Below are 20,119 nucleotides of genomic sequence, written 5' to 3' on the forward strand. Positions count from 1 at the left end.
CGCCCGGTCGGTCCTCCTAGAAGAGGGCCTTCTCCTTCAGCCAGTCGGCGGCGATGGCGGCGGGCTCCGCCTTCTCGTCGCCCTGGTTGCGGCGGTTCATCTCGGTGAGGTCCTCGGTCGTCAGCGCGGCGGAGACCTTGTCGAGCACCGAGGTGATGTCGGCGTTCATCTTCGCGGTCTTCACGAGCGGCACGACGTTCTGCGCCTTGATGAGGTTCTCGGGGTCCTCGAGCGTGACGAAGCCGTTGTCGAGGATCGACGGCGTGGTCGTGTAGATGTTCGCCATGTCGACCTGGCCGTCGAGGAGCGCCTTGACGGTGTTGGGGCCGCCCTGGTCCTCGATGGTCACGAGGCTCGCGTCGGCGCCGTAGACGTCCTTGAGGCCGGGGATCCCGTACTCGCGCTCGCCCAGCACGGCGCCGCCGCCCACGCGGACCGTCTTGCCCTTGAGGTCGGAGAGGCTCGTGACGCCGTTGGCCGCGGAGTACTCCTTGGTGACGTTGTAGGAGTCCTTGTCCTCGGCGGGCGACTCGTCGAGCACCTCGAAGCCCTCCGGCAGGGCGGCGCCGAGCGCGGAGTAGACGTCGTCGCTCGAGGTCGCCGTGGAGTCCGTGTCGTAGGCGGACAGCAGGTTGCCCGTGTACTCGGGGATGAGGTCGATGGACCCCTCCTCGAGCGCCTTGAGGTAGACCTCGCGCTCGCCGATCTGCAGGTTGCGCGTGACCTTCACGTCGTTCGCCTCGAGGGCCTGCGCGTAGACCTCCGCGAGGATGACGTTCTCGCCGAACGCGGCGGATCCGACGGAGATGGTGTCGGAGGGGGCGGCGGACGCCGACTGACCGCCGGTCGGGTCGGTGGGGTCGCCGGACGCGCAGCCGGCGAGGGCCATCGCGGTGCCGACCGCGACGGTGCCGAGGAGGACCCGGCGGGAGATGCTGAGGGACATTGCTGTGTTCCTTTCAGGAGGTGGTGCTGACCGCCGGCCTCGACGAGGCGCGGGCGGAGTCGGAGGGACGACCCGCCGCGGCGATGACGCCCCGGGGGACGACGAGGCGCTGGACGATCGCGAGCAGTCCGTCCACGACCAGCGCGAGGACGGTGACGAGGATGGAGGCGGACACCATGAGCGGGTAGTTGCGCGTGGTGAGGCCGGTGAAGATGTCGGGGCCGAGGCCGCCGAGCCCGAGGTAGGCACCCAGCGTCACGGTGCTGATGACCTGCAGCGTCGCGGCCCGGAAGCCGCTGATGATGAGGGGCAGGGCCAGCGGGATCTCGACCTTCCCGAGGATCTGCCACTCCGTCATGCCGACGGCACGGGCGGCGTCGACCGTCGCCCGGTCGACGGCCTGGAGCCCCGCGTACACGCCGGCGAGCAGCGGCGGGATGCCGAGGATCGCGAAGGTGATCATGGGTCCGGTCAGCCCGATGCCGAACACCAGCCCGAAGATCACGAGGACGCCGAGGGTGGGCAGGGCTCGGAACCCGCCGGAGAGAGAGACGGCGATGGTGCGGCCGCGCCCGGTGTGACCGATGTAGAGCCCGGCGGGGACCGCGACGAGCGCGGCGAGGAAGATCGCGAGGAACGTGTACGTCAGGTGCTCGCCCAGCCGGACGCCCGTGCCGGTCGACCCGCTCCAGCGGCTCGCGTCGAAGATGAGGTCGAACGCCTCGGCGAACAGGTTCATCGGAGGCCTCCGGCCACGGCCGCGGCGGACGCCGCAGTGGCGTGGCGCCGACGGGTCCGGGTGGACGTCGCGCGCGCCCAGGGCATGAGCGCCCGGCCGAGGAGCACGAGGACCAGGTCGAACAGCAGCGCGATGACGAGGATCCCGACGACGCCGGTGACGATCTCCGTGTAGAAGGACCTCCGGTAGCCGCTGAGGATCATGGTGCCGAGGCTCTGCACGCCGACGAGCGAACCGACCGTCACCATGCTGACCGTGCTCACGGAGACGACGCGGAGGCCCGCCAGCAGCACGGGCCCCGCGAGCGGGAGCTCCACGCGCCAGAACCGTGCCCAGCCGGCATAGCCCATCGCGGTGGCCGACTGCTTCACGTCCGCGGGGACGGAGGCGAGCGCGTCCGTGGTGATGCGGACCATGAGCGCGACGGCGTAGACAGTCAGCGCGATGACGATGTTGCGGGGATCCAACAGCGTGGTGCCGATGAGCCCCGGCACCACGAGGATCAACGCGATGGACGGGATCGTGTAGAGCAACCCGCCCGCCGTGAGGAGGAGACCACGGACCCGGGTGTACCGGTTCGCGAGCCAGCCCAACGGCAGCGAGAGGGCGAGCCCGAGCGCGATCGGCGTCGCGGAGAGCGCGACGTGCGCCGCGGCCAGGTCGAGCACCGTCTGGATGTTGGCGATGACCCAGTTCACGCGGGTCCCGCACCCTGCGCCGGGGCACCGGGGGCGTGCGCGGCCCCCGCCTCGTCGGGAGCGGATGCGGAAGCCGATGCGGCGGATCGGGCGGCCGTGCGCCCCTCGTCGTCGAGCACGCCCACCAGGCGGCCGTCGCGGTCGACGAGCACGCGGCCCGTGCCGGTCTCCTCGACGTGCAGCGCGCGCTTGCCCTTGTCGGCGCCGACGAAGTCGCGGACGAAGTCGTTCGCCGGGTTCGAGAGGATCTCCTGCGGCGTGCCCTGCTGGGCGATGCGGCCGCCCTTCTCGAGGATCACGACCTGGTCGCCGAGCAGGAATGCCTCGTCGATGTCGTGCGTCACGAACACCACGGTCTTGTCGAGCTGGGTGCGCAGGCGGATGAGCTCCTGCTGCAGGTCGTCGCGCACGAGCGGGTCGACGGCGCCGAACGGCTCGTCCATCAGCAGGATGTTGGGGTCCACCGCGAGGCCGCGGGCGACGCCCACGCGCTGCTGCTGGCCGCCGGAGAGCTGCGACGGGTAGCGGTCGGCCATCGAGCGATCCAGGCCCACGGTGTCCATGAGCTTCAGGGCGGCCTCGCGGGCCTTCCTCTTGTCGACGCCCGTGAGGCGCGGCACGGTCGCGATGTTGTCCACCACCTTGCGGTGCGGGAGGAGGCCGGAGTTCTGCATCACGTAGCCGATGCTGCGGCGCAGCTTCACGGCGTCCTGGGTGGCGATGTCGGTGCCGTCGATCTCGATGCGGCCGCTGGTCGGGTCCACCATGCGGTTGATCATGCGCATGAGCGTCGTCTTGCCGCAGCCGGAGGATCCCACGAGGACCGTCGTCGTCTGCGACGGCACGACGAGGCTGAAGTCCTCGATCGCGAGCGTGCCGTCCGGGTACTGCTTGCGGACGTGGTGGAACTCGATCATGGGTGGCTCATTCCTCGTAGGCACTACGAATCGACACTTGCCAGGCACACCAGCGAACCACGGCGCGCGCGGATCGCCCGCACCGGGCCGGGCCATGTCGCCACTTCGTAACAAATGGATCCTTCTGCGGACAGTCCCCGGATGCCGCGCCCGCGTCCCGGGTCGTCGGACGTCTCGGCCAGGATGGAGGGCATGACGCGCATCCTCGCCCGGGCCATGACCGCCGACGACCTGGTGGGCCTCCTCGACGTGGACCACGCGGGCGACGCTGTGCCCGTGCCCTCCTGGCGCATCGCCCCGGGCCAGCGCGTGGCGGTGCTGGTCGACACGCTCCCGCGTCGCGCCGAGGGCGACACGGAGGACCAGGTCCCCGTGCGCCGCCTCGAGTCCGCGCGCTGGGGCCTCATCCCCGCGGGATCCCCCGGGCCGGACCAGGGTCCGCCGCTCGCCGAGGTCCCCGCCGAGCAGCTCGCCTCCCGCCCGGAGCTCCTGCAGGCGCTCGTGTCGCGCCGCGCGGCCGTGCCCGTGTCCGGCTACTACGAGCACCACGAGACCGACGACGGCCTCCGCACCCCGTACCTCGTCGGCGCGGGGGACGGCGTGGTGCTGCTCGCGGCCCTCTACGAGTGGTGGCGGGATCCGTCGCGCGCCGCCGACGACCCGGCCCGCTGGGTGCTCAGCTGCGCCGTCCTCAGCCGGCCCGCGGCCGGCACGGTGGAGGCGCTCGCGGAGCGCATGCCCGTGGTGCTCTCCCCCGACGTCGTCGAGGAGTGGCTCGACCCCACGGCCGAGGGCTCCCCCGACCTGCTGCGCGCGGTCGCCGCGCAGGCGGAGGACGTGATCGAGGAGCTGGCGATGGACGAGGTCGGCCCGGGCATCGACCAGGGCGCACCGGACACCGCGGAGCTCGCCCGACCCGTCTGACGCGCGGTCGCGGTCCCCGGGTCTGGTTGACTGAGCCCGTGGCCCCCTCCTCGAAGAAGAAGAAGCACGCGACCCGCACGCTCCTCGAGTCGCCCGCCGCCGCGCCCGTGCTGCATCGCGCGGCGCGCATCGAGGACCGCATCCACGAGATCCGCGAGGGCCGGGCCCGCAAGCGCGGCCTGAAGCCCACCGTCATCCCGTACGCGGGCTACGGGTCGGTCCGCTGGGTGCGCGTCCTCTGCCGCGTCCTCCTCACCGACCCGAAGAGCAGGCGCGCCCTGGCCGGCGACGCGAGCGTGCGCGGCTGGCGGAGCTTCACGAGCGTGCCCCTGACCGACGTAGCCGTCACGGTCGAGATCGACGGCGTCGAGCACGAGGTGCGCGCCGACCGCGGCGGCGTGGTCGACACCGTGGTCGAGGCGTCGCTGCCGAGCGGCTGGCACACCATCCGCCTCCGCGCGAAGGGCTCGGAGACCGTCGAGGCGCCCGTCTTCATCGTGGGCGACGACGTGCGCACCGGGATCCTCAGCGACATCGACGACACGGTCATGGTCACCGCGCTCCCCCGCCCGTTCCTCGCGGCGTGGAACACCTTCGTGCTCGACGAGCACGCGCGCACGCCCACGCCGGGCATGGCCGTCCTCTACGAGCGGCTCCGCCTGCAGCACACGGGCGCTCCCGTGCTCTACCTCTCGACGGGCGCGTGGAACGTGGCGCCGACGCTCACGCGGTTCCTGTCGCGGAACCTGTACCCGCCGGGCCCGATCCTCCTCACCGACTGGGGCCCCACGGTCGACCGCTGGTTCCGCAGCGGGATGGAGCACAAGCGGCTGAACCTGAAGCGGCTCGCGGAGGAGTTCCCGCACGTGAAGTGGATCCTCGCGGGCGACGACGGCCAGCACGACGAGCTCCTCTACGGCGAGTTCGCCGAGCGCCACCCCGACAACGTGGAGGTCGTGCTCATCCGCCAGCTGAGCGCCGGCGAGGCCGTGCTCGCGGGCGGTCGCGCCAAGGCCGAGAAGCGGGCGCTGGACAGCAGCGTCCCGTGGGTCTATGCCCCGGACGGCGCGAGCCTCCTCGCGCAGCTCGACGACCTCGGGCTCGCGGACGACTCCGGCACGCGCATCGGCACCTAGCCGGCGGCGTCGCCACGACGCACGAGGGCCCCGCAGGAGATCCTGCGGGGCCCTCGTGCGTGCGGGGACGGATCAGACGGCGTCGGTGAGCGCCTGGAACTCGTCGTCGGTGAGCTGGATGCCCGCGGCGGCGATGTTGTCCTCGACGTGCCCGACCGACTTGGTGCCGGGGATCGGCAGCATGACGGGCGAGCGGCGGAGGAGCCACGCGAGCGCCAGCTGGGACGGGCTCGCGTCGTGCTGCTTCGCGAGGGCGTCGAGCGGGCCGCCGTCCTTCGCGAGCTCGCCGGTCGCGAGCGGGAACCACGGGATGAACGCGAGGCCCTCGGCCTCGGCGTACTCGAGCAGCGGCTCGGCGTCGCGCTTGGCGAGGTTGAAGAGGTTCTGCACGGAGACGATCTCGGCGATCTCGCGCGCGGCCTTCACGTCGTCGACGGACACCTCGGACAGGCCGATGTGGCGGATCTTGCCCTCGGACTGCAGCTCCTTCAGCACGCCGATCTGGTCCTCCAGCGGCACGGCCGGGTCGATGCGGTGCAGCTGGTACAGGTCGATGCGCTCGAGGCCGAGGTGGCGCAGGCTCAGCTCGGCCTGCTGGCGCAGGTACTCGGGGCGGCCGACGGGGCGCCAGTCGCCGGGGCCGGGGCGCGTGAGCCCGCCCTTGGTGGCGACGACGACGTCGTCGGCGTACGGGTGGAGCGCCTCCTTGAGGAGCTCCTCCGCGACGAACGGGCCGTAGGAGTCGGCGGTGTCGAAGAACGTGACGCCGAGCTCGGCGGCGCGGCGGATCACGCGGACGGCCTCGGCGGGATCCTCGGGGGCGCCCCAGACGCCCTCGCCGGTCAGCTGCATGGTGCCGTAGCCGAGACGGACGACGGGCAGGTCGCCGCCGATGGTGAAGGTGCCGGAAGCCTCGGCGGGGCGGGTGGTGGTGTCGGTCATGTGGACCCTCCTCGGGTGTCGATGACGAGGGAGGCGTCTGCCGCCCTCGGGACGTCGGGTCCAACGCGCGGGTCGCCGGATCCATGCCCGATGCGCGCGACGGGCACGAGACCCTCAGGCTCCGGTCGAGGGTGAGGCGGATCCGCCCGCTCCCCTCGTGGATGTCGGCGCCCGTTCCTACACTCGGATCAGACGTTCGAACATCCGTTCGAACGCGGGAGCGCGGCCGGCGCGACGGGCGAGAGGAGCGGCACCATGCGGATCGACGAGGACGTGGAGGTCGAGCTCTCGGGAGACGGGTCGCCGCTCCGGTTCACCTGGCGGGGCGTGGTCTACGGGGTGGTCAGCTCCCCCGAGCGGTGGATCGCGCGGGTCGACTGGTGGCAGCGCACGGGCCGCGCGCCCCGCGGCGCCAGCGCCCACCTGCTCGAGCTGTCGATGTGGCGCGTCGAGGCCGTGCCGCTCACCACGGGCGCGCGGCGGGTCGACGGCTCGTTCGACCTCAGCGTCGACGCGCGCGGCCGGTGGTCGCTCGTCACGGCCTCCGACGAGGACCTCGACACGCGCCTGTTCGCCTGAGGCCGGGGAATAGCGGAGGGCGGCCGCGCCTTGCACCAGATCGGCGCCGCGCACGGCGCCTGCACGCGATCACCCGGGTCGCGGCGCACGGAGGGATCCCGGCATGGCGGCACTCGAGTGGCTGTTCGACGCGCAGCTCCGCATCGGCGACCAGGTCGTGCTCTGGCGCGAGATCGTCGGCAACCTCTTCGGCCTGGCCAGCGCGCTCGGCGGCATGCGCCGCAAGGTCTGGGCGTGGCCCGTCGGCATCGTCGGCAACGTGCTGCTCTTCACCGTCTTCCTCGGCGCGGTCTTCGGCACGCCGAACCCCGTCAACCTGCTCGGCCAGGCCGGTCGCCAGGTCATGTTCATCGCCGTGTCGGTCTACGGCTGGCACCGCTGGCAGCAGGCCCGGCACGGCGGCGCGCCCGTCGTCCCGCGGTGGGCGAGCGGTCGACAGCGCCTGCTCCTCGTGGTCGCGCTCGTCGGCGGCACCGCGCTCCTCACGCCCGTCTTCCGCGCGCTCGGCTCCTACGAGCCCGTGTGGGCCGACGCCTGGATCTTCGTCGGCTCGCTCCTCGCCACCTACGGCATGGCCAAGGGCTGGGTCGAGTTCTGGCTGATCTGGGTGGCCGTCGACCTCGTCGGCGTGCCGCTGCTCGTCGGGGCCGGCTACTACGCGTCCGCCTTCATGTACGTCTTCTACGGGGCCTTCACCCTCACGGGCTTCTTCGTCTGGATGCGGGCACGCGGCACCGCGAGCCCCGCCGTCGAGACGGCCTTCCCGGATCCCCGGGTCGTCGAGGCCCCCGCCGAGCGCTAGGTCGCGCGCGGCCCGGCCGACGATCCGGCCGTCAGCGCCCCTGGCCGTTGGAGCAGGTGCTCTGCGCCGCCGTCTGCCCGGTGATGCTCGGGTCGAGCACCTCGGAGGTCGGGGTGGGCGGCGTCGTGGGCGTCGACCCGTCGGCCGGCGGCTCGGTCGCGGCGGGCGGCGTCGGGGTCCCCTCGCCCGGGACGCTGCCGGGCACGCTCCCGGCCTCGCCGCTCGGAGCCGGCTGGCCGAGCGAGAAGTCCGCGTCGGAGGCGAGCAGGCTCACGAGCTGCGCGGCCGCGGCCTCGTCCGGCTGCACGCGCCCGTTGGCGAGCACCGTGCCCGGGTACTGGAGGAACACGACGTCGTCGAGCGGGATGTCCTTGAAGGTCAGCGCCACCGAGACGAGCGTGTCGAGGTCGGCGAGCGACGTGGACAGCTGCATGTTGTCGACGACCGCCCGCGCGATGCCGTAGAGCTTCGCCGGGTTGGTCAGGGTGTCCGTGCTCTTGACGGTGCGCACGAGCGCGCTCAGGAACACCTGCTGGTTGCCGATGCGCGAGATGTCGCTGCCGTCGCCCACGCCGTAGCGCGTGCGGAGGAACTGCACGGCCTCCTTGCCCTGGAGCGGGTGGATGCCGGGATCCAGCGACAGGTCGGTCTTCGGGTCGTAGATGCCGTTGGCCACGCAGACCTCGACGCCGCCGACCGCGTTGGACATCTCCACCACGCCGTTGAACTGCACGACGCCGCCGTAGGGGATGTCGAGCCCGGTGAGGCCCTCGACCATGCGCACGGTGCACTCGAACCCGCCGCGGGACAGCGACTCGTTGAGCTGGGCGCGCGCGCTGGCCGGGTACTTCGTGCCGTCGGGGCCCTCGCAGGCGGGGATGGGGACGAGCATGTCGCGGGGGAAGGAGATGACCGTCGCGCGGCTGCTGTCCTCGCTGATGTGCAGCAGCATCGTCACGTCGTTGAGCGTCGCGGTGCCCACGTCCTTCGCGGCGCCGTACCCGTCGCCCTGGCCCTGGCGGCTGTCGCTGCCCACGATGAGGATGTTGGCGCCGCCGTCGATGCCGCCGAGCGACGGCGGCATCGTCTGGCCGCCCGAGATGTCGACCGTGTTGTCGGCGACCGTGCGGGAGAGGTCCCAGAAGGCGATGCCCGCGACCGAGAGCGTGCTCACGAGGGCGACCGCGGCGACCATGCCGACGCCCTTCATCACGGTGCGCCCCGCGCTCGGGGCGCGGAGCCGGCCGTGGCGGGCGATGCCGCGGACGCGGGCCCGATCGGCGCGGGTCCTCTGGGGGGCGTGCTGCATGGTGGGTCTCTCGTCGCCGGGCGGGGGTCCCGGGCGCGGGTACCCGGATCCTCCACAGGGTAGCCGAGCCCGGTGGACAGTCCTGTCGGCGCGCGGCCGGATGCGCTAGGGCGTCGCGGGCCCGTCGCCGCGCAGGTGCGCGTCGAGGAACGCGTCGATCCGGCGCCAGGCGTCCGCGGCCGATGCGGACTCCGGCCCCATGCCGGCCGCGCGCAGCACCGGGCGCAGGAGCCGCGGCCCCGACTCGGCGTCGTTCAGGAACGCGTGCCCGGCGTCCGGGTACGCGCGCACGTCGTGCTCGATCCCGTGCGCGGCGAGGGCGGCCTCGAGCCGGTCCGCGGATCCCGCCAGCTGCCGGTCGCGTCCGCCGTAGCTCGCGACGATCGGGCACGCGCCGTCGAGCACGCCGTCGAGGTCCTCGGGGAGCATGCCGTAGTTGACGCTCGACGCGTCGAAGCCGCGCGACGCCGCCGCGAGGGCGAACCCGCCGCCCATGCAGAAGCCGATGACGCCGACGCGCCCGGTGCAGTCGTCGCGGCCGAGGAGGAGACGGCGCGCGGACTCGACGTCGACGAACGCGCGGCCCTCCCCCGCGGCGAGCGTGCGGAAGGTCGCGACCAGGCAGCGGCGCGCGCCGCCCGCGGAGAAGAGGTCGGGCATGAGCGCGAGGAAGCCGGCCTCGGCGAGCCGCTCCGCCTGGCGGCGCATCACGTCGGTGACGCCGAAGGCCTCGTGCACCACGACGACCGCGGGCCAGGGTCCGTCGCCGTCGGGCACCGCGAGCACGCCGTGCAGGCCGGGCGACGCCCCCGGTCCGGCGGCGGGGACGGGGATCTCGGTGAGCGTCACGGGCATGCCCTCACGCTAGGGCGCGCCTGACGCACCGGCGCCGGGAGGCGACGACGCCCAGCCAGCCGTCACGCCGCGCGGCCGGCGCCAGGCGTGACGGGCAGCGCCGGGCGGTCAGCGCCAGGCGGTGGGCCCGGCGGATCCGGCGCGGTACTCGGCCATGGGCACGCGGTCGCCCTTCCAGGCGCGCATGACGGGCGCGACGATGCGCCAGCACCGCTCCGCGACGTCGCCGCGGACCGAGAGGCGCGGGTCGCCCGCGAGGATGCCGTCGAGCACCTCGCCGTACGGGGTGAGCTCGGGCTCGGCGAACTCCGCGCGGAAGGTGGACTGGGTGAGCGTGAAGGGCTCGCCCGTGCCGTCCATGGTGACCTCGAGCGAGATGCCGTCGGGCTTCAGGTCGATGACGAGCCGGTCGGGCCGGGCGGAGCCGTGCAGGCCGCGCGGCAGGTGCGCCACGGGCTTGAAGGTGACGATGATGCGCTTCGACGCCTCCTTGAGCGCCTTGCCCGACCGCAGCCGGAACGGGACGCCCGCCCAGCGCGCGTTGGCGACGCCGAAGGTGACCTCGGCGAGGGTCTCGGTCTCGTTGGCCGGATCCACCCCCTCCTCCTTGGCGTACGCGGGGATGCGGGTGCCGTCGATCGTGGCGCCCGTGTAGCGGGCGCGGCGGCTGTGGGCGACCGGGTCGTTGTCCCAGACCTCGGTGGCGCGGAGCACCGAGGCGATGTTCGAACGGAGGTCGTCCGGGTCGATGCTCGCGGGCGGCTCCATCGCGAAGACCGCGAGCACCTGGAGCAGGTGGCTCTGGATCATGTCGACCAGCGCGCCCGACTTGTCGTAGTAGGCGGCGCGGCCCTCGAGCGCGAGCGTCTCGTCGTAGACGATCTCGACCTGCTCGATGTCCTTCGCGCTCCAGACCGACTCGAAGAACCGGTTGGCGAAGCGCAGCGACACGAGGTTGAGCACCGTGGAGAGGCCGAGGAAGTGGTCGGTGCGGTGGATGCGGTCCTCCGGCACGAGCTTCAGCAGCTGGCGGTTGAGCTGGGCGGCCGTGCGGCTGTTCGACCCGAACGGCTTCTCGAGCGCCAGCGTGGTGCCCTCCGGCAGCTCGAGCTGCTCGAGCTTCTCGCAGACCGCGATGGAGATGGCCGGCGGCAGCGCGAAGTAGAGGGCCGGGGCTCCCTCGCACGCGTCGAGGATGCGCTTCAGGTCGTCGAGGTCCGTGGGGTCGGCCTGGATGTACTTCGTGGACGAGACGATGCTCGCCGCCCGGCGTCCCGTGGCCTCCACCGAGTCGAACGCGGTCCTGACCGTCTTCGTCCACTCCTGCGCGCTGCGCTCGCTCCGGCCGGTGCCGATGAGCTGGATCCGCCGCCCCCGATCGCTCGCCACGAGGCTGCCGAGACCCGGCAGGAGGAGGCGTTCCGTGAGGTCGCCGCTGGCGCCGAGGATGACGAGGGTGGAGGGTTCGCTGGTCATCCTCCGAGACTACGGGTCGCGGCCGCGCGGGAGCCGACCTACACTGGGCGAGTCGAACATCCGTTCGAACATCGCGCCCGGGGAGGGCGCGGCGGATCCGTCGGGAGGCGCGCGTGAGCTTCACCCACCTGCACGTCGCGTCCGCGTTCTCCGCCCACCACGGCACCGCGGCGCCCGAGGCGCTCGTCGACCGGGTCGCGTCCGAGGGCGCGTCGGTCGCGGCGATCACCGACCGCGACGGGTTGTACGGCGCCGTCCGCCACATCCGCCGCGCGATCGCCGCGGGCGTCTCCCCCGTCGTGGGCGCGGAGCTCGGACTCACGGGCGAGCACCCCGGCCGGATCACGGTGCTCGCGCACGGCGGCACGCGCGGCCAGGGCTGGGCGGCGCTCAGCCGGCTCATCAGCGCGAGCCACGGCCGCGGCACGGCGCGCAGCACCGCCCGGAGCGCCCAGGCGGGCATCCTGCGCACCCGGCCGCCCGCGTTCCTCCTGGGCGAGGACGGGCCGGTCGGCACCGTCATGCTCGGGCCCGACTCGGACGTGGGCCGCGCGGTCGCGGCGGGCGACCACGCGCTCGCGTCCCGGCACCTCGCCGAGTGGGCGCGCCTCCTGCCGGGCGCGATCGCGGTCGAGGTCGTCTGCCACTTCACCGAGCCCGGCGAGTCCGCGAGCCTCCGCCACGCGGCCCGCATGCTGGAGCTCGCCGACGCGCACCGCGTCCCGGCCGTGCTCACCAACGCGGTCCGCTACCTCGATCCCGACGACGCGCTCACGGGCGACGTGCTCGACGCCGCGGGCACGCTCCGGCCGCTCGGGTCGTTCCGGCCGCAGCCCAACGGGCAGGCGTGGCTGAAGACGCCGTCCCAGATGCAGGACATCGCGCGCGAGATCGCCGGCGCCTCCGCGCTCGACCGCCGCGCCGGGGAGGCGCTCCTCCGCGCCACCGAGGAGCTCGCCGACCGGTGCCGGCTAGATCCCGACGCCGACCTCGCCTGGCGGAAGCCCAAGCTGCCGGAGAAGTCGGTGATCGGCGTCACGGGCGACCCGGACGAGGCGCTCTGGCGGAAGGCCGAGGCCGGCGTCACCGAGCGGTTCGGCCACGTGGACGAGGCGATGCGGCAGCGCGTGCTCGCCCGCATGCGCACCGAGCTCGCGACCATCACGGGCTTCGGCTTCGCCACCTACTTCCTCACGGTGGCCGACGTGTGCTCCCTCATGCGCGACATGGGCGTGCGCAACCAGGCGCGCGGATCCGGCGCGGGCAGCCTCGTCAACTACCTGCTGCGCATCTCCAACGTCGACCCGCTCGAGCACGACCTGCTGTTCGAGCGCTTCCTCGGCAAGGTGCGCTCGACGCTGCCCGACATCGACATCGACGTGGAGTCCGCGCGTCGGCACGAGGTGTACCACCGCGTGTTCGAGAGGTACGGCAGCAACCGGGTCACCCTGCTGTCGATGCAGAACACCTACCGGGCCCGCGGCGCCGCGCGCGACGCGGGGCTCGCCCTCGACCTCGACGAGCAGCAGATCGACTTCATCGCCAAGAACATCTGGCGCTTCAACGCGCGGGAGTTCCGGGCCGTGCTCGACACCAAGCCCGAGCTCAAGCCCATCGCCGACCTCGTGCGCGACGACCCGAGCATCGACCTGCTGGTGGACCTCACGGAGCGGCTCGACCGGCTCCCCCGGCACATCTCCATGCACCCGTGCGGCGTGATCCTCGGCGACTCCGACCTGCTCAGCACGAGCCCCGTGCAGCCGAGCGGCATGGGCCTGCCCATGAGCCAGTTCGACAAGGACGACATCGACGACATGGGGCTCCTGAAGCTCGACATCCTCGGCGTCCGGATGCAGAGCACCATGGCGTACGCGCTGGACGAGATCCACCGGATCCACGGCGCGCGCTCCGCGGTGGCGGGCGGCATCCCGGTCGATGCGCGCTACGTGCACCGCGACGGGCGCATCGAGCTCGACGAGATCCCGCACGACGACGAGGAGACCTTCGCCGCCATCCGCACCACGCACACGCTCGGCATGTTCCAGATCGAGTCGCCCGGGCAGCGCGAGCTCATCGGCAAGATGCAGCCCGACGTGTACGAGGACCTCATCGCCGACATCTCGCTGTTCCGGCCGGGGCCCATGAAGGGCAACATGGTCGCGCCGTTCCTCGACACCAAGCACGGCATCACGCGGCCCGACTACCTGCACCGCCGCTTCGCGCCGTTCCTCGCGCCCACGTTCGGCGTCGTCATCTACCACGAGCAGGTCATCCGGATCTTCGCCGACTGCATGCAGGTCTCCCTCGCCGAGGCCGACGAGCTGCGCCGCAACATGGAGCGGCAGGACACCGTGGTCGAGGCCGCGTTCCGGGAGCGCACCGCCCTCCACGTCGACGGCCGCACGGGCGAGCGGCCCTTCTCGGACGCCGACGTCGAGCGCATCTGGAAGGCGCTGAAGGGGTTCGGCTCGTTCGGCTTCTGCAAGGCGCACGGCGCGGCCTTCGCGCTGCCCACCTGGCAGAGCGCGTGGCTGAAGACGCACTACCCGGCGGAGTTCCTCGCGGGGATCCTCACGCACGATCCCGGCATGTACCCCAAGCGCCTGCTGCTCACCGAGGCCAGGCGGATGGGCGTGCCCGTGCTGCCGCTCGACGTCGACCGCTCCACGGACGTCTACCGCGTGGAGCGCGTGGCGGGCGAGGCGACGACGGGGCGCACGCGCATCGGCGAGCTGGGGATCCGGCTGTCGCTGCAGGACGTGCACGGCATGAGCGAGGCGGAGATGGCGCGCATCGTCCAGGGCCAGCCGTACGACTCCATCACCGACTTCTACGCGAAGGCGCAGCCGTCGCGCGCGCTGCTGGAGCGGCTGGCGGCCGTGGGCGCGCTCGACTCGCTCGCGACGTCGGCGGACGACGCGGCCGCTCGCGGTCCCGCGTCGCGCGGCGACGTGATGGCGTTCGTGCGGCGGCTCACGGCGCGCGCGGCCCGGCCCGCGGATCCGGCCGGCCAGCTGCCGCTGTTCGTCGACGACCGCGACCTCATCCCGCGCGGCTCGCCCGACCCCGACGGACGCGAGCGGGTGAGCGCCGAGCTCGACATCCTGCAGATGGAGGTCACCGAGCACGTGCTCGAGAGCTACCGGCCCATGCTCGACGAGCTCGGCGTGATCCCGGCGAGCCAGCTGCTCGAGGTGCGCAGCGGGTCCGAGGTGGTGGTCGCGGGGATCCGCATCGCCACGCAGACGCCGCCCATGCGCAGCGGCAAGCGCGTGGTCTTCATCAGCCTCGACGACGGCACGGGCTGCTCCGACTCCACCTTCTTCGACGAGGCGCAGCAGAAGGCCGGGCCCATGCTGTTCGGCACGCGGCTGCTCGTCATCCAGGGGCGCACGCGGCGCACGGGCGAGCGGGGCGTCTCCATCCAGGCGGAGGACGCGTGGGACCTCAAGGAGATGTGGGCGCGCTGGCAGGACGCGAGGCGGCAGCGGATCGCGGGATGATGGGGGCACCCGAGATCCGCCGGAGGCCGCACGTGCGCATCACCACGACCGTCCGCACCACCACGCGCATCCCGTTCGTGCAGGTGGTCAAGACCTCCGTCGCCGCGATCATCGCCTGGTTCGTCTGCATCGCCCTGCTGCCGGCGCAGCTGCCGATCTTCGCGACCATCGCCGCGCTCCTCGTGGTGCAGCCGAGCATCAACCAGACCTTCGGCAAGGCGGTCGAGCGCAGCCTCGGCGTGATCACCGGCGTGCTGCTCGCGCTCGTCCTCGGCCTGGCGCTCGGCACGTCCAGCTGGGTGGTGCTGACCGCGGTCGTCGTGGCCGTGCTGGTGGGCTGGGTGTTCCGGCTCACGCCCGGGTCGAGCACGCAGATCCCCATCAGCGCGATGCTCGTGCTCGCCATCGGCCAGCTCTCGCCCGTGTACGCGGTCGACCGCATCGTGGAGACGATCCTCGGGGCGGCCATCGGCGTGGTCGTCAACATCGCGATCGCCCCGCCCGTGCTGCACGAGGCGAGCCGGCGCGCGGTGGTCGGCCTCGCGGGCGACTGCGCCGCGGCCCTCGACCGGCTGGCGGGCGCGCTGTCCGAGCCGGTCGACCGTGAGGAGCTGGACCGCATGCTCACCCGGGCGCGCGAGCTCCGGCCGCGGCACACCAAGGCCGTCGCCGAGGTCGACCGGGGGCTCGAGAGCCTCACGCTGAACCCGCTCCGGCGGCGGCACCGGGCGCTGCTCGAGGCCGACCGGGAGCTGCTCGCGACCCTCACGGTGCTCGTCAACCGCGTGGTCGGCATGACGCGCGCGGTGCACGACCGCTACGACGCGTCGCTCGCCGAGGAGCCGGTCGTCCGCGGCATCGCGACCGAGCTCACGCGCGCCGCCCACGACGTGCGGCTCCTCGCCGAGCACGCGCTCCCGGGCGACGACGACGCGACCGCCGGGCCGCACGAGGAGCCCGCGCTCACGGCGCCGCTCGTGGTGCTGCAGCCGAGCGACGAGCACTGGATCCTCATCGGCTCGCTCCTGGAGGACATCCGCCGGATCCGCTCGGAGATCATCGGCGGGGCCGAGTGACGCGCCCGCTCCCCGGCTACAGCCCGCTCGAGCTCGAGCCGGATCCGCGCGCGTCCGGCCTCGTCCGCGGCACCACGCCCACCGCGCTCGGACCCGTGCGGCACCACCACGCGGAGCACCGCGGCTCGGACACCGCGACCGTCCTGCTGCACGGCGCCGCCGGATCCTGGACCACCTGGACGCCGCTCATCCGCACCGCGCGGGAGGCGGGCGTCGCCTTCGCCGACGTCGTCGCGATCGACCTGCCCGGCTGGGGCGGCTCGCCGCTCGACGCGACCGACGCGGAGGCCACCGTCGACGCGATCGCCGACGCCGTCGCGCGCGTGGTCGACGGCCTCGGCTACGCGCGCTGGCGCCTGGTCGGCCACTCGATGGGCGGCTTCATCGCGCTGCACCTCGCGGCCCGGGATCCCGCGCGGGCCGTGTCCGTCGCGCTCGTCTCGCCCACCACGTACTCGGTCATCCGGAGCGTCGCGCACCCCGTCCGGGACTTCCGCCTCATCCCCGGGTTCACGATGATGCTCGGCGTGATGCGCACCATGCGCCGGCTCGGCCGCCCCGGCACCGCGCTCATCCGCGGCGTCGGCAGGATCCGCCTCATGCGCGCCGTCGCCCTCCCGCTCTTCGCGCACGGCTGGCACCTGCGCCGCTCGATCGTCGCCGCCATCGCGACCGAGGCCCGGCCGCGCGCGTTCACGCTCGCCGCGGAGGTCACGCGCGGCTACGACGCCGACGGGCTGTGGGCGCGCATCGCGTGCCCGGTCGTCGCGGTGCGCGGCGACGACGACGTCTTCGTCTCCCCCGACGACCTCGACCTGCTGGCGCGCACCGTGCCGACGCTGCGCTCCGCCGTGATCCGCGACGCCGGCCACTTCGCGCACGTCGAGCGCCCGGCCGAGACGCTGCGCGCGCTCGACCTCGTCCCCTGAGGACGGCCCCCGGGAACGACGACGCCCCCGGTCCCTGACGGGAGCGGGGGCGTCGGATCCGCGCGGGGCGGAGGCGGCCGGGACGGTGCCCGGCCGGGGATCGCTAGGCCGCGGGGGTCGCGAGGACCGCCTGGATGTCGAGCGTGATGGTGACCTTGTCGCCGAGCAGCACGCCGCCGGTCTCGAGGGCCGCGTTGTAGGTCAGGCCGAAGTCCTCGCGGTTGATGACCGTGGTGGCCGTCGCGCCGAACTTGGTGTTGCCGTAGGGGTCGCCGCCGAAGCCGCCGAACTCGACGTCGAACGTGACGGGCTTGGTGACGCCGCGGACGGTGAGCTCGCCGTCGACCTTCGCGTCGCCGTCCTTCTCCACGCGCACGGCGGTGGAGACGAAGTCGATGGTGGGGTGGTTCTCGGCGTCGAAGAAGTCGTTGGTGCGGAGGTGCTGGTCGCGGTTCGGCTCGTTCGTGTCGATCGAGGCGATGGTCGCGTGGGCCTTGACGGAGCTCTGCTCGGGGGTGGCGCCCGTGACGATCTCGGCGTCGAAGTCCTTGAACGTGCCCTTGACCTTGCTGATCATGATGTGGCGGATGCTGAAGCCGATCGAGCTGTGGGTCTTGTCGATGGTCCAGGTGCCGGCGATGTATCCGGGGACGGTGGTGGTGTCGCTCATGTGCGTGCCTTTCGTACAGGGGTCATGGGTGCGGCCGACGGCCTCGAAGATATGCAAGCGCATGGATCCGGGATCCATTCCCATATTTCGTTGCGAGTTCATGTACTTCTCGTGGCGGCCGGTCGTCGCGCGTCGCGGGCGTACCGTGGCGGGATGCGTGCGATCACCTTCCCCTCCCCCGGCGGCCCCGACGTCCTCTCCCTCTCCGAGCTGCCGGATCCGGTGGCCGGGCCCGGCGAGGTCCTGATCCGCGTGGCGGCGGCGGGCGTGAACCGCGCCGACCTCAGCCAGCGCGAGGGCGCCTACCCGCCGCCGGCCGGAGCGCCGACGCACCTCGGGCTCGAGGTGTCCGGCACCGTCGCGGCGGTCGGCTCGGGCGCGAGCCGGTGGAGCGTCGGCGACCGCGTGTGCGCGCTGCTCGCGGGCGGCGGGTACGCGGAGCTCGTCGCGGTCGACGAGCGCCACGTCCTCCCCGTGCCCGACGGGCTCGACCTCGTGGAGGCCGCGGGCCTCCCCGAGGTGGTCGCGACCGTGTGGTCGAACGTCGTGCTCGACGCGGCGCTGCAGCCCGGCGAGACGCTGCTCGTGCACGGCGGGTCGAGCGGCATCGGGACCATGGCGATCCAGCTGGCGACGCGCCTCGGCGCCCGCGTCGCCGTGACCGCGGGCAGCCCCGCGAAGCTCGAGGCGTGCCGCGCGCTCGGCGCCGACGTCCTCATCGACTACCGGCAGCAGGACTTCGTCGAGGCGCTCCTCGAGGCCACCGACGGCCACGGGGCCGACGTGATCCTCGACGCGATCGCCGGCGACTACATCGACCGCGACATCCGCGCGCTCGCCCGCGACGGCCGGATCATGGTCATCGGCGCGCAGAGCGGCGCGCCCACCAGCATCGCGATCGGGCAGCTCATGGCCCGGCGCGGGCGGATCTGGGGCACGACCCTCCGCGCGCGCGGCGCCGACGACAAGGCGCGCATCGTCGACGCCGTCCGCGCGGACGTGTGGCCGGGCGTCGCCGACGGATCCGTGCGGCCGGTCGTCGACCGCGTGTTCCCGCTCGCCGAGGCGGCCGCGGCCCACGCGCACGTGGCGTCGTCGCAGCACGTGGGCAAGGTGCTGCTGGCGGTCCAGGCGCTGCCGGCGGTCTAGGTGCTGCTGGCGGTCCGGGCCGGCCCGTCGGCGGGCGCCGGGCGGCGGGAGCGGATCCCGACGAGGGACACCAGGCCGCCCGCGACGAGCAGCGCCGCCGTCACGAGCACCACGCGGTGGAACGCCGCGACGTCGAGCTCCGGGCCCGCGACGAGGCCGATGGCCGCGATCGTGACCAGCCCGGCCACGCGCGACACCGCGTTGTTGACCGCGGACGCGATGCCCGCCTGCGCCGACGGCACGGCCTCGAGGATGGTGGAGGTGAGCGGCGCCACCGTCATCGACAGGCCCAGCCCGAACACGAGGATCCCGGGCAGGAGCTGGCCCCAGTAGTCGACGGGCTCGGCGACGCGCAGCATGAGCAGGTACCCGCCGCCCGCGACGATCGGGCCCACGCCCATCAGGAGCCGCGGCCCGATGCGGCCGGCCAGCGCGCCGAAGCGCGTCGACAGCAGCAGCATGATCACCGTGGTCGGCACGAGCGCGAAGCCCGCCGCCGTCGCCGAGAGCCCGCCGGTCTGCTGCAGGAAGACGGCGATGACGAAGCCGCCGAGCGACAGCGCGCCGTAGATCCCGACGGTCGCGATGTTGCCGACGAGGAAGTCCCGCTCGCGGAAGAGCGAGAGCGGCAGCATGGGATGCGGCGTGCGGCGCTCGCGCAGCACGAAGAGGACGAGGCAGACGACGCCCACGACGAGGCTGCCGACCACGAGCGGGTGGCCGACGCCGAGCCGCGACTGCTCGATGAGCGCGAAGACGGGGCCGCCGATCCCGAGGGCCCCGAGCACCGCGCCGGGCACGTCTACTCGCGTGCCCTCGGCCGCGGGGGCGTCGTGCGGCAGGCGGGCGAGGAGCACGAGCGTGACGACGATGGGGAGGACGTTGATCCCGAACACGAGCCGCCAGTCGAGCGCGTCCACGAGGACGCCGCCGAGCACGGGACCGACGAGCATCGCGGTGCCGGTCCACGCCGTCCACGAGCCGATGGCGCGCGACTGCGCGGGGCCGCGGAACGCCTGCGCGATGAGCGCGAGCGAGCTCGGAACGAGGAGCGCGCCGGCCGCGCCCTGGGCCGCGCGCGCCGCGATGAGGACCCCGGCGCCGGGCGCGACGGCGCACACGAGCGAGGTCACCCCGAAGCCCACGAGACCCCAGCGGAGCACACGCACGCGGCCGAAGGCGTCGGAGAGCGAGCCGGCCAGGAGGATCAGCGCGCCGAGCGTGATGAGGTACGCGTCCACCACCCACTGCTGCACGACGAGGCCGCCGCCCAGGTCCTCGCCGATGGCGGGCAGCGCGACGTTCACGACCGTGCCGTCGAGGAACGCGACGAACGACGCGAGGATCGCGACGACGAGCACCGTGCGGCCGCGGCCCTCGAGCGCGCCGTCCGGGCGGGCGGGGGCGGCGGGGTCGGGCATGTGCCCAGTATGCGCCGCGGCCGGGGCCGCCCCGCGCGCGCGACGGCC

19 protein-coding genes are annotated in these 20,119 nt (G+C 73.3%); 8 read left to right on the forward strand and 11 right to left on the reverse strand.

Annotated elements, in window-relative coordinates:
- Positions 1-16: 16 nt before the first annotated feature.
- The 5 genes from ACMT9T_RS02390 to ACMT9T_RS02410 are packed head-to-tail and all read right to left on the reverse strand — an operon-like array spanning position 17 to position 3,494.
- Positions 17-946 carry an ABC transporter substrate-binding protein gene (locus ACMT9T_RS02390; RefSeq protein WP_414744069.1) on the reverse strand — a complete coding sequence of 310 codons (930 nt, stop codon included), beginning with the start codon at positions 944-946 and terminating at the stop codon, positions 17-19.
- 13 nt (positions 947-959) lie between these two features.
- The gene (locus ACMT9T_RS02395) at positions 960-1,685 is read right to left on the reverse strand and encodes an ABC transporter permease (RefSeq protein ID WP_414744070.1); all 726 of its coding nucleotides are present in this window, start codon (positions 1,683-1,685) and stop codon (positions 960-962) included.
- Positions 1,682-2,383: an ABC transporter permease gene (locus tag ACMT9T_RS02400; protein ID WP_414744071.1), complete on the reverse strand. Its 702-nt coding sequence runs from the start codon at positions 2,381-2,383 to the stop codon at positions 1,682-1,684. The genes ACMT9T_RS02395 and ACMT9T_RS02400 overlap by 4 nt, the downstream gene beginning before the upstream one ends.
- Positions 2,380-3,300: an ABC transporter ATP-binding protein gene (locus ACMT9T_RS02405; RefSeq protein WP_414744072.1), complete on the reverse strand. Its 921-nt coding sequence runs from the start codon at positions 3,298-3,300 to the stop codon at positions 2,380-2,382. Before ACMT9T_RS02405 ends, ACMT9T_RS02400 begins: the two co-directional genes overlap by 4 nt.
- A gap of 23 nt (positions 3,301-3,323) precedes the next feature.
- Positions 3,324-3,494, reverse strand: coding sequence for a hypothetical protein (locus tag ACMT9T_RS02410; protein WP_414744073.1), 171 nt, complete (start codon positions 3,492-3,494; stop codon positions 3,324-3,326).
- Here ACMT9T_RS02410 and ACMT9T_RS02415 point away from each other — a divergent pair.
- Positions 3,493-4,224, forward strand: coding sequence for an SOS response-associated peptidase (locus ACMT9T_RS02415; protein WP_414744074.1), 732 nt, complete (start codon positions 3,493-3,495; stop codon positions 4,222-4,224). The genes ACMT9T_RS02410 and ACMT9T_RS02415 overlap by 2 nt on opposite strands.
- A gap of 38 nt (positions 4,225-4,262) precedes the next feature.
- A complete protein-coding gene (locus ACMT9T_RS02420; protein ID WP_414744075.1) occupies positions 4,263-5,360 on the forward strand; it encodes an App1 family protein phosphatidate phosphatase in 1,098 nt (365 codons plus the stop codon).
- 72 nt (positions 5,361-5,432) lie between these two features.
- Here the strand turns inward: ACMT9T_RS02420 and ACMT9T_RS02425 are convergent, their stop codons facing one another.
- A complete protein-coding gene (locus ACMT9T_RS02425) occupies positions 5,433-6,302 on the reverse strand; it encodes an aldo/keto reductase (RefSeq protein ID WP_414744076.1) in 870 nt (289 codons plus the stop codon).
- 255 nt (positions 6,303-6,557) lie between these two features.
- Here ACMT9T_RS02425 and ACMT9T_RS02430 point away from each other — a divergent pair, with 255 nt between their 5' ends.
- Positions 6,558-6,881, forward strand: coding sequence for a DUF6504 family protein (locus ACMT9T_RS02430; protein WP_414744077.1), 324 nt, complete (start codon positions 6,558-6,560; stop codon positions 6,879-6,881).
- Positions 6,882-6,984: 103 nt separating this feature from the next.
- Positions 6,985-7,683 carry a nicotinamide riboside transporter PnuC gene (gene pnuC / locus ACMT9T_RS02435; protein WP_414744078.1) on the forward strand — a complete coding sequence of 233 codons (699 nt, stop codon included), beginning with the start codon at positions 6,985-6,987 and terminating at the stop codon, positions 7,681-7,683.
- Between the two features lie 31 nt (positions 7,684-7,714).
- Here pnuC and ACMT9T_RS02440 read toward each other — a convergent pair whose 3' ends face one another.
- The 3 genes from ACMT9T_RS02440 to ACMT9T_RS02450 all read right to left on the reverse strand — a co-directional run bounded on the left by ACMT9T_RS02440 (position 7,715) and on the right by ACMT9T_RS02450 (position 11,323).
- Positions 7,715-8,992, reverse strand: coding sequence for an LCP family protein (locus ACMT9T_RS02440; RefSeq protein ID WP_414744079.1), 1,278 nt, complete (start codon positions 8,990-8,992; stop codon positions 7,715-7,717).
- Between the two features lie 105 nt (positions 8,993-9,097).
- Positions 9,098-9,847 carry a dienelactone hydrolase family protein gene (locus ACMT9T_RS02445; RefSeq protein WP_414744080.1) on the reverse strand — a complete coding sequence of 250 codons (750 nt, stop codon included), beginning with the start codon at positions 9,845-9,847 and terminating at the stop codon, positions 9,098-9,100.
- A 108-nt stretch (positions 9,848-9,955) separates the two neighbouring features.
- Positions 9,956-11,323, reverse strand: a complete 1,368-nt coding sequence (locus ACMT9T_RS02450) for a glucose-6-phosphate dehydrogenase (RefSeq protein WP_414744081.1) — start codon at positions 11,321-11,323, stop codon at positions 9,956-9,958.
- 113 nt (positions 11,324-11,436) lie between these two features.
- Between ACMT9T_RS02450 and ACMT9T_RS02455 the strand changes: the two genes are divergently transcribed.
- Genes ACMT9T_RS02455 through ACMT9T_RS02465 form a run of 3 tightly spaced genes read left to right on the forward strand, consistent with a single transcriptional unit; the run spans position 11,437 to position 16,831 of the window.
- Entirely contained in the window at positions 11,437-14,826 is a 3,390-nt protein-coding gene (locus ACMT9T_RS02455; protein ID WP_414744082.1) for a DNA polymerase III subunit alpha, read from the forward strand.
- Between the two features lie 32 nt (positions 14,827-14,858).
- The gene (locus ACMT9T_RS02460) at positions 14,859-15,902 is read left to right on the forward strand and encodes an FUSC family protein (protein WP_414745851.1); all 1,044 of its coding nucleotides are present in this window, start codon (positions 14,859-14,861) and stop codon (positions 15,900-15,902) included.
- Positions 15,899-16,831, forward strand: a complete 933-nt coding sequence (locus ACMT9T_RS02465; protein ID WP_414744083.1) for an alpha/beta fold hydrolase — start codon at positions 15,899-15,901, stop codon at positions 16,829-16,831. Before ACMT9T_RS02460 ends, ACMT9T_RS02465 begins: the two co-directional genes overlap by 4 nt.
- Before the next feature lie 103 nt (positions 16,832-16,934).
- Here the strand turns inward: ACMT9T_RS02465 and ACMT9T_RS02470 are convergent, their stop codons facing one another.
- Positions 16,935-17,501: a YceI family protein gene (locus ACMT9T_RS02470; RefSeq protein ID WP_043672393.1), complete on the reverse strand. Its 567-nt coding sequence runs from the start codon at positions 17,499-17,501 to the stop codon at positions 16,935-16,937.
- Between the two features lie 153 nt (positions 17,502-17,654).
- Between ACMT9T_RS02470 and ACMT9T_RS02475 the strand changes: the two genes are divergently transcribed.
- Positions 17,655-18,650 (forward strand): NAD(P)H-quinone oxidoreductase, encoded by a 996-nt coding sequence (locus tag ACMT9T_RS02475; RefSeq protein ID WP_414744084.1) that lies wholly within the window; start codon positions 17,655-17,657, stop codon positions 18,648-18,650.
- Here the strand turns inward: ACMT9T_RS02475 and ACMT9T_RS02480 are convergent.
- Positions 18,647-20,071, reverse strand: coding sequence for an MFS transporter (locus ACMT9T_RS02480; RefSeq protein ID WP_414744085.1), 1,425 nt, complete (start codon positions 20,069-20,071; stop codon positions 18,647-18,649). The two genes, ACMT9T_RS02475 and ACMT9T_RS02480, sit on opposite strands and share 4 nt — an antisense overlap.
- Between the last annotated feature and the right edge of the window lie 48 nt (positions 20,072-20,119).

Origin of the sequence: Clavibacter vidaverae, assembly GCF_047529985.1 — a bacterium.
Lineage (GTDB): Bacteria > Actinomycetota > Actinomycetes > Actinomycetales > Microbacteriaceae > Clavibacter > Clavibacter nebraskensis_A.

Coding starts and splice junctions, on each gene's coding strand:
- ACMT9T_RS02390 (WP_414744069.1), bottom strand. CDS start 946: ATGTCCCTCAGCATCTCCCGCCGGGTCCTCCTCGGCACCGTCGCGGTC.
- ACMT9T_RS02395 (WP_414744070.1), bottom strand. CDS start 1,685: ATGAACCTGTTCGCCGAGGCGTTCGACCTCATCTTCGACGCGAGCCGC.
- ACMT9T_RS02405 (WP_414744072.1), bottom strand. CDS start 3,300: ATGATCGAGTTCCACCACGTCCGCAAGCAGTACCCGGACGGCACGCTC.
- ACMT9T_RS02415 (WP_414744074.1), top strand. CDS start 3,493: ATGACGCGCATCCTCGCCCGGGCCATGACCGCCGACGACCTGGTGGGC.
- ACMT9T_RS02410 (WP_414744073.1), bottom strand. CDS start 3,494: ATGCCCTCCATCCTGGCCGAGACGTCCGACGACCCGGGACGCGGGCGC.
- ACMT9T_RS02425 (WP_414744076.1), bottom strand. CDS start 6,302: ATGACCGACACCACCACCCGCCCCGCCGAGGCTTCCGGCACCTTCACC.
- ACMT9T_RS02430 (WP_414744077.1), top strand. CDS start 6,558: ATGCGGATCGACGAGGACGTGGAGGTCGAGCTCTCGGGAGACGGGTCG.
- pnuC (WP_414744078.1), top strand. CDS start 6,985: ATGGCGGCACTCGAGTGGCTGTTCGACGCGCAGCTCCGCATCGGCGAC.
- ACMT9T_RS02440 (WP_414744079.1), bottom strand. CDS start 8,992: ATGCAGCACGCCCCCCAGAGGACCCGCGCCGATCGGGCCCGCGTCCGC.
- ACMT9T_RS02445 (WP_414744080.1), bottom strand. CDS start 9,847: ATGCCCGTGACGCTCACCGAGATCCCCGTCCCCGCCGCCGGACCGGGG.
- ACMT9T_RS02450 (WP_414744081.1), bottom strand. CDS start 11,323: ATGACCAGCGAACCCTCCACCCTCGTCATCCTCGGCGCCAGCGGCGAC.
- ACMT9T_RS02470 (WP_043672393.1), bottom strand. CDS start 17,501: ATGAGCGACACCACCACCGTCCCCGGATACATCGCCGGCACCTGGACC.
- ACMT9T_RS02475 (WP_414744084.1), top strand. CDS start 17,655: ATGCGTGCGATCACCTTCCCCTCCCCCGGCGGCCCCGACGTCCTCTCC.
- ACMT9T_RS02480 (WP_414744085.1), bottom strand. CDS start 20,071: ATGCCCGACCCCGCCGCCCCCGCCCGCCCGGACGGCGCGCTCGAGGGC.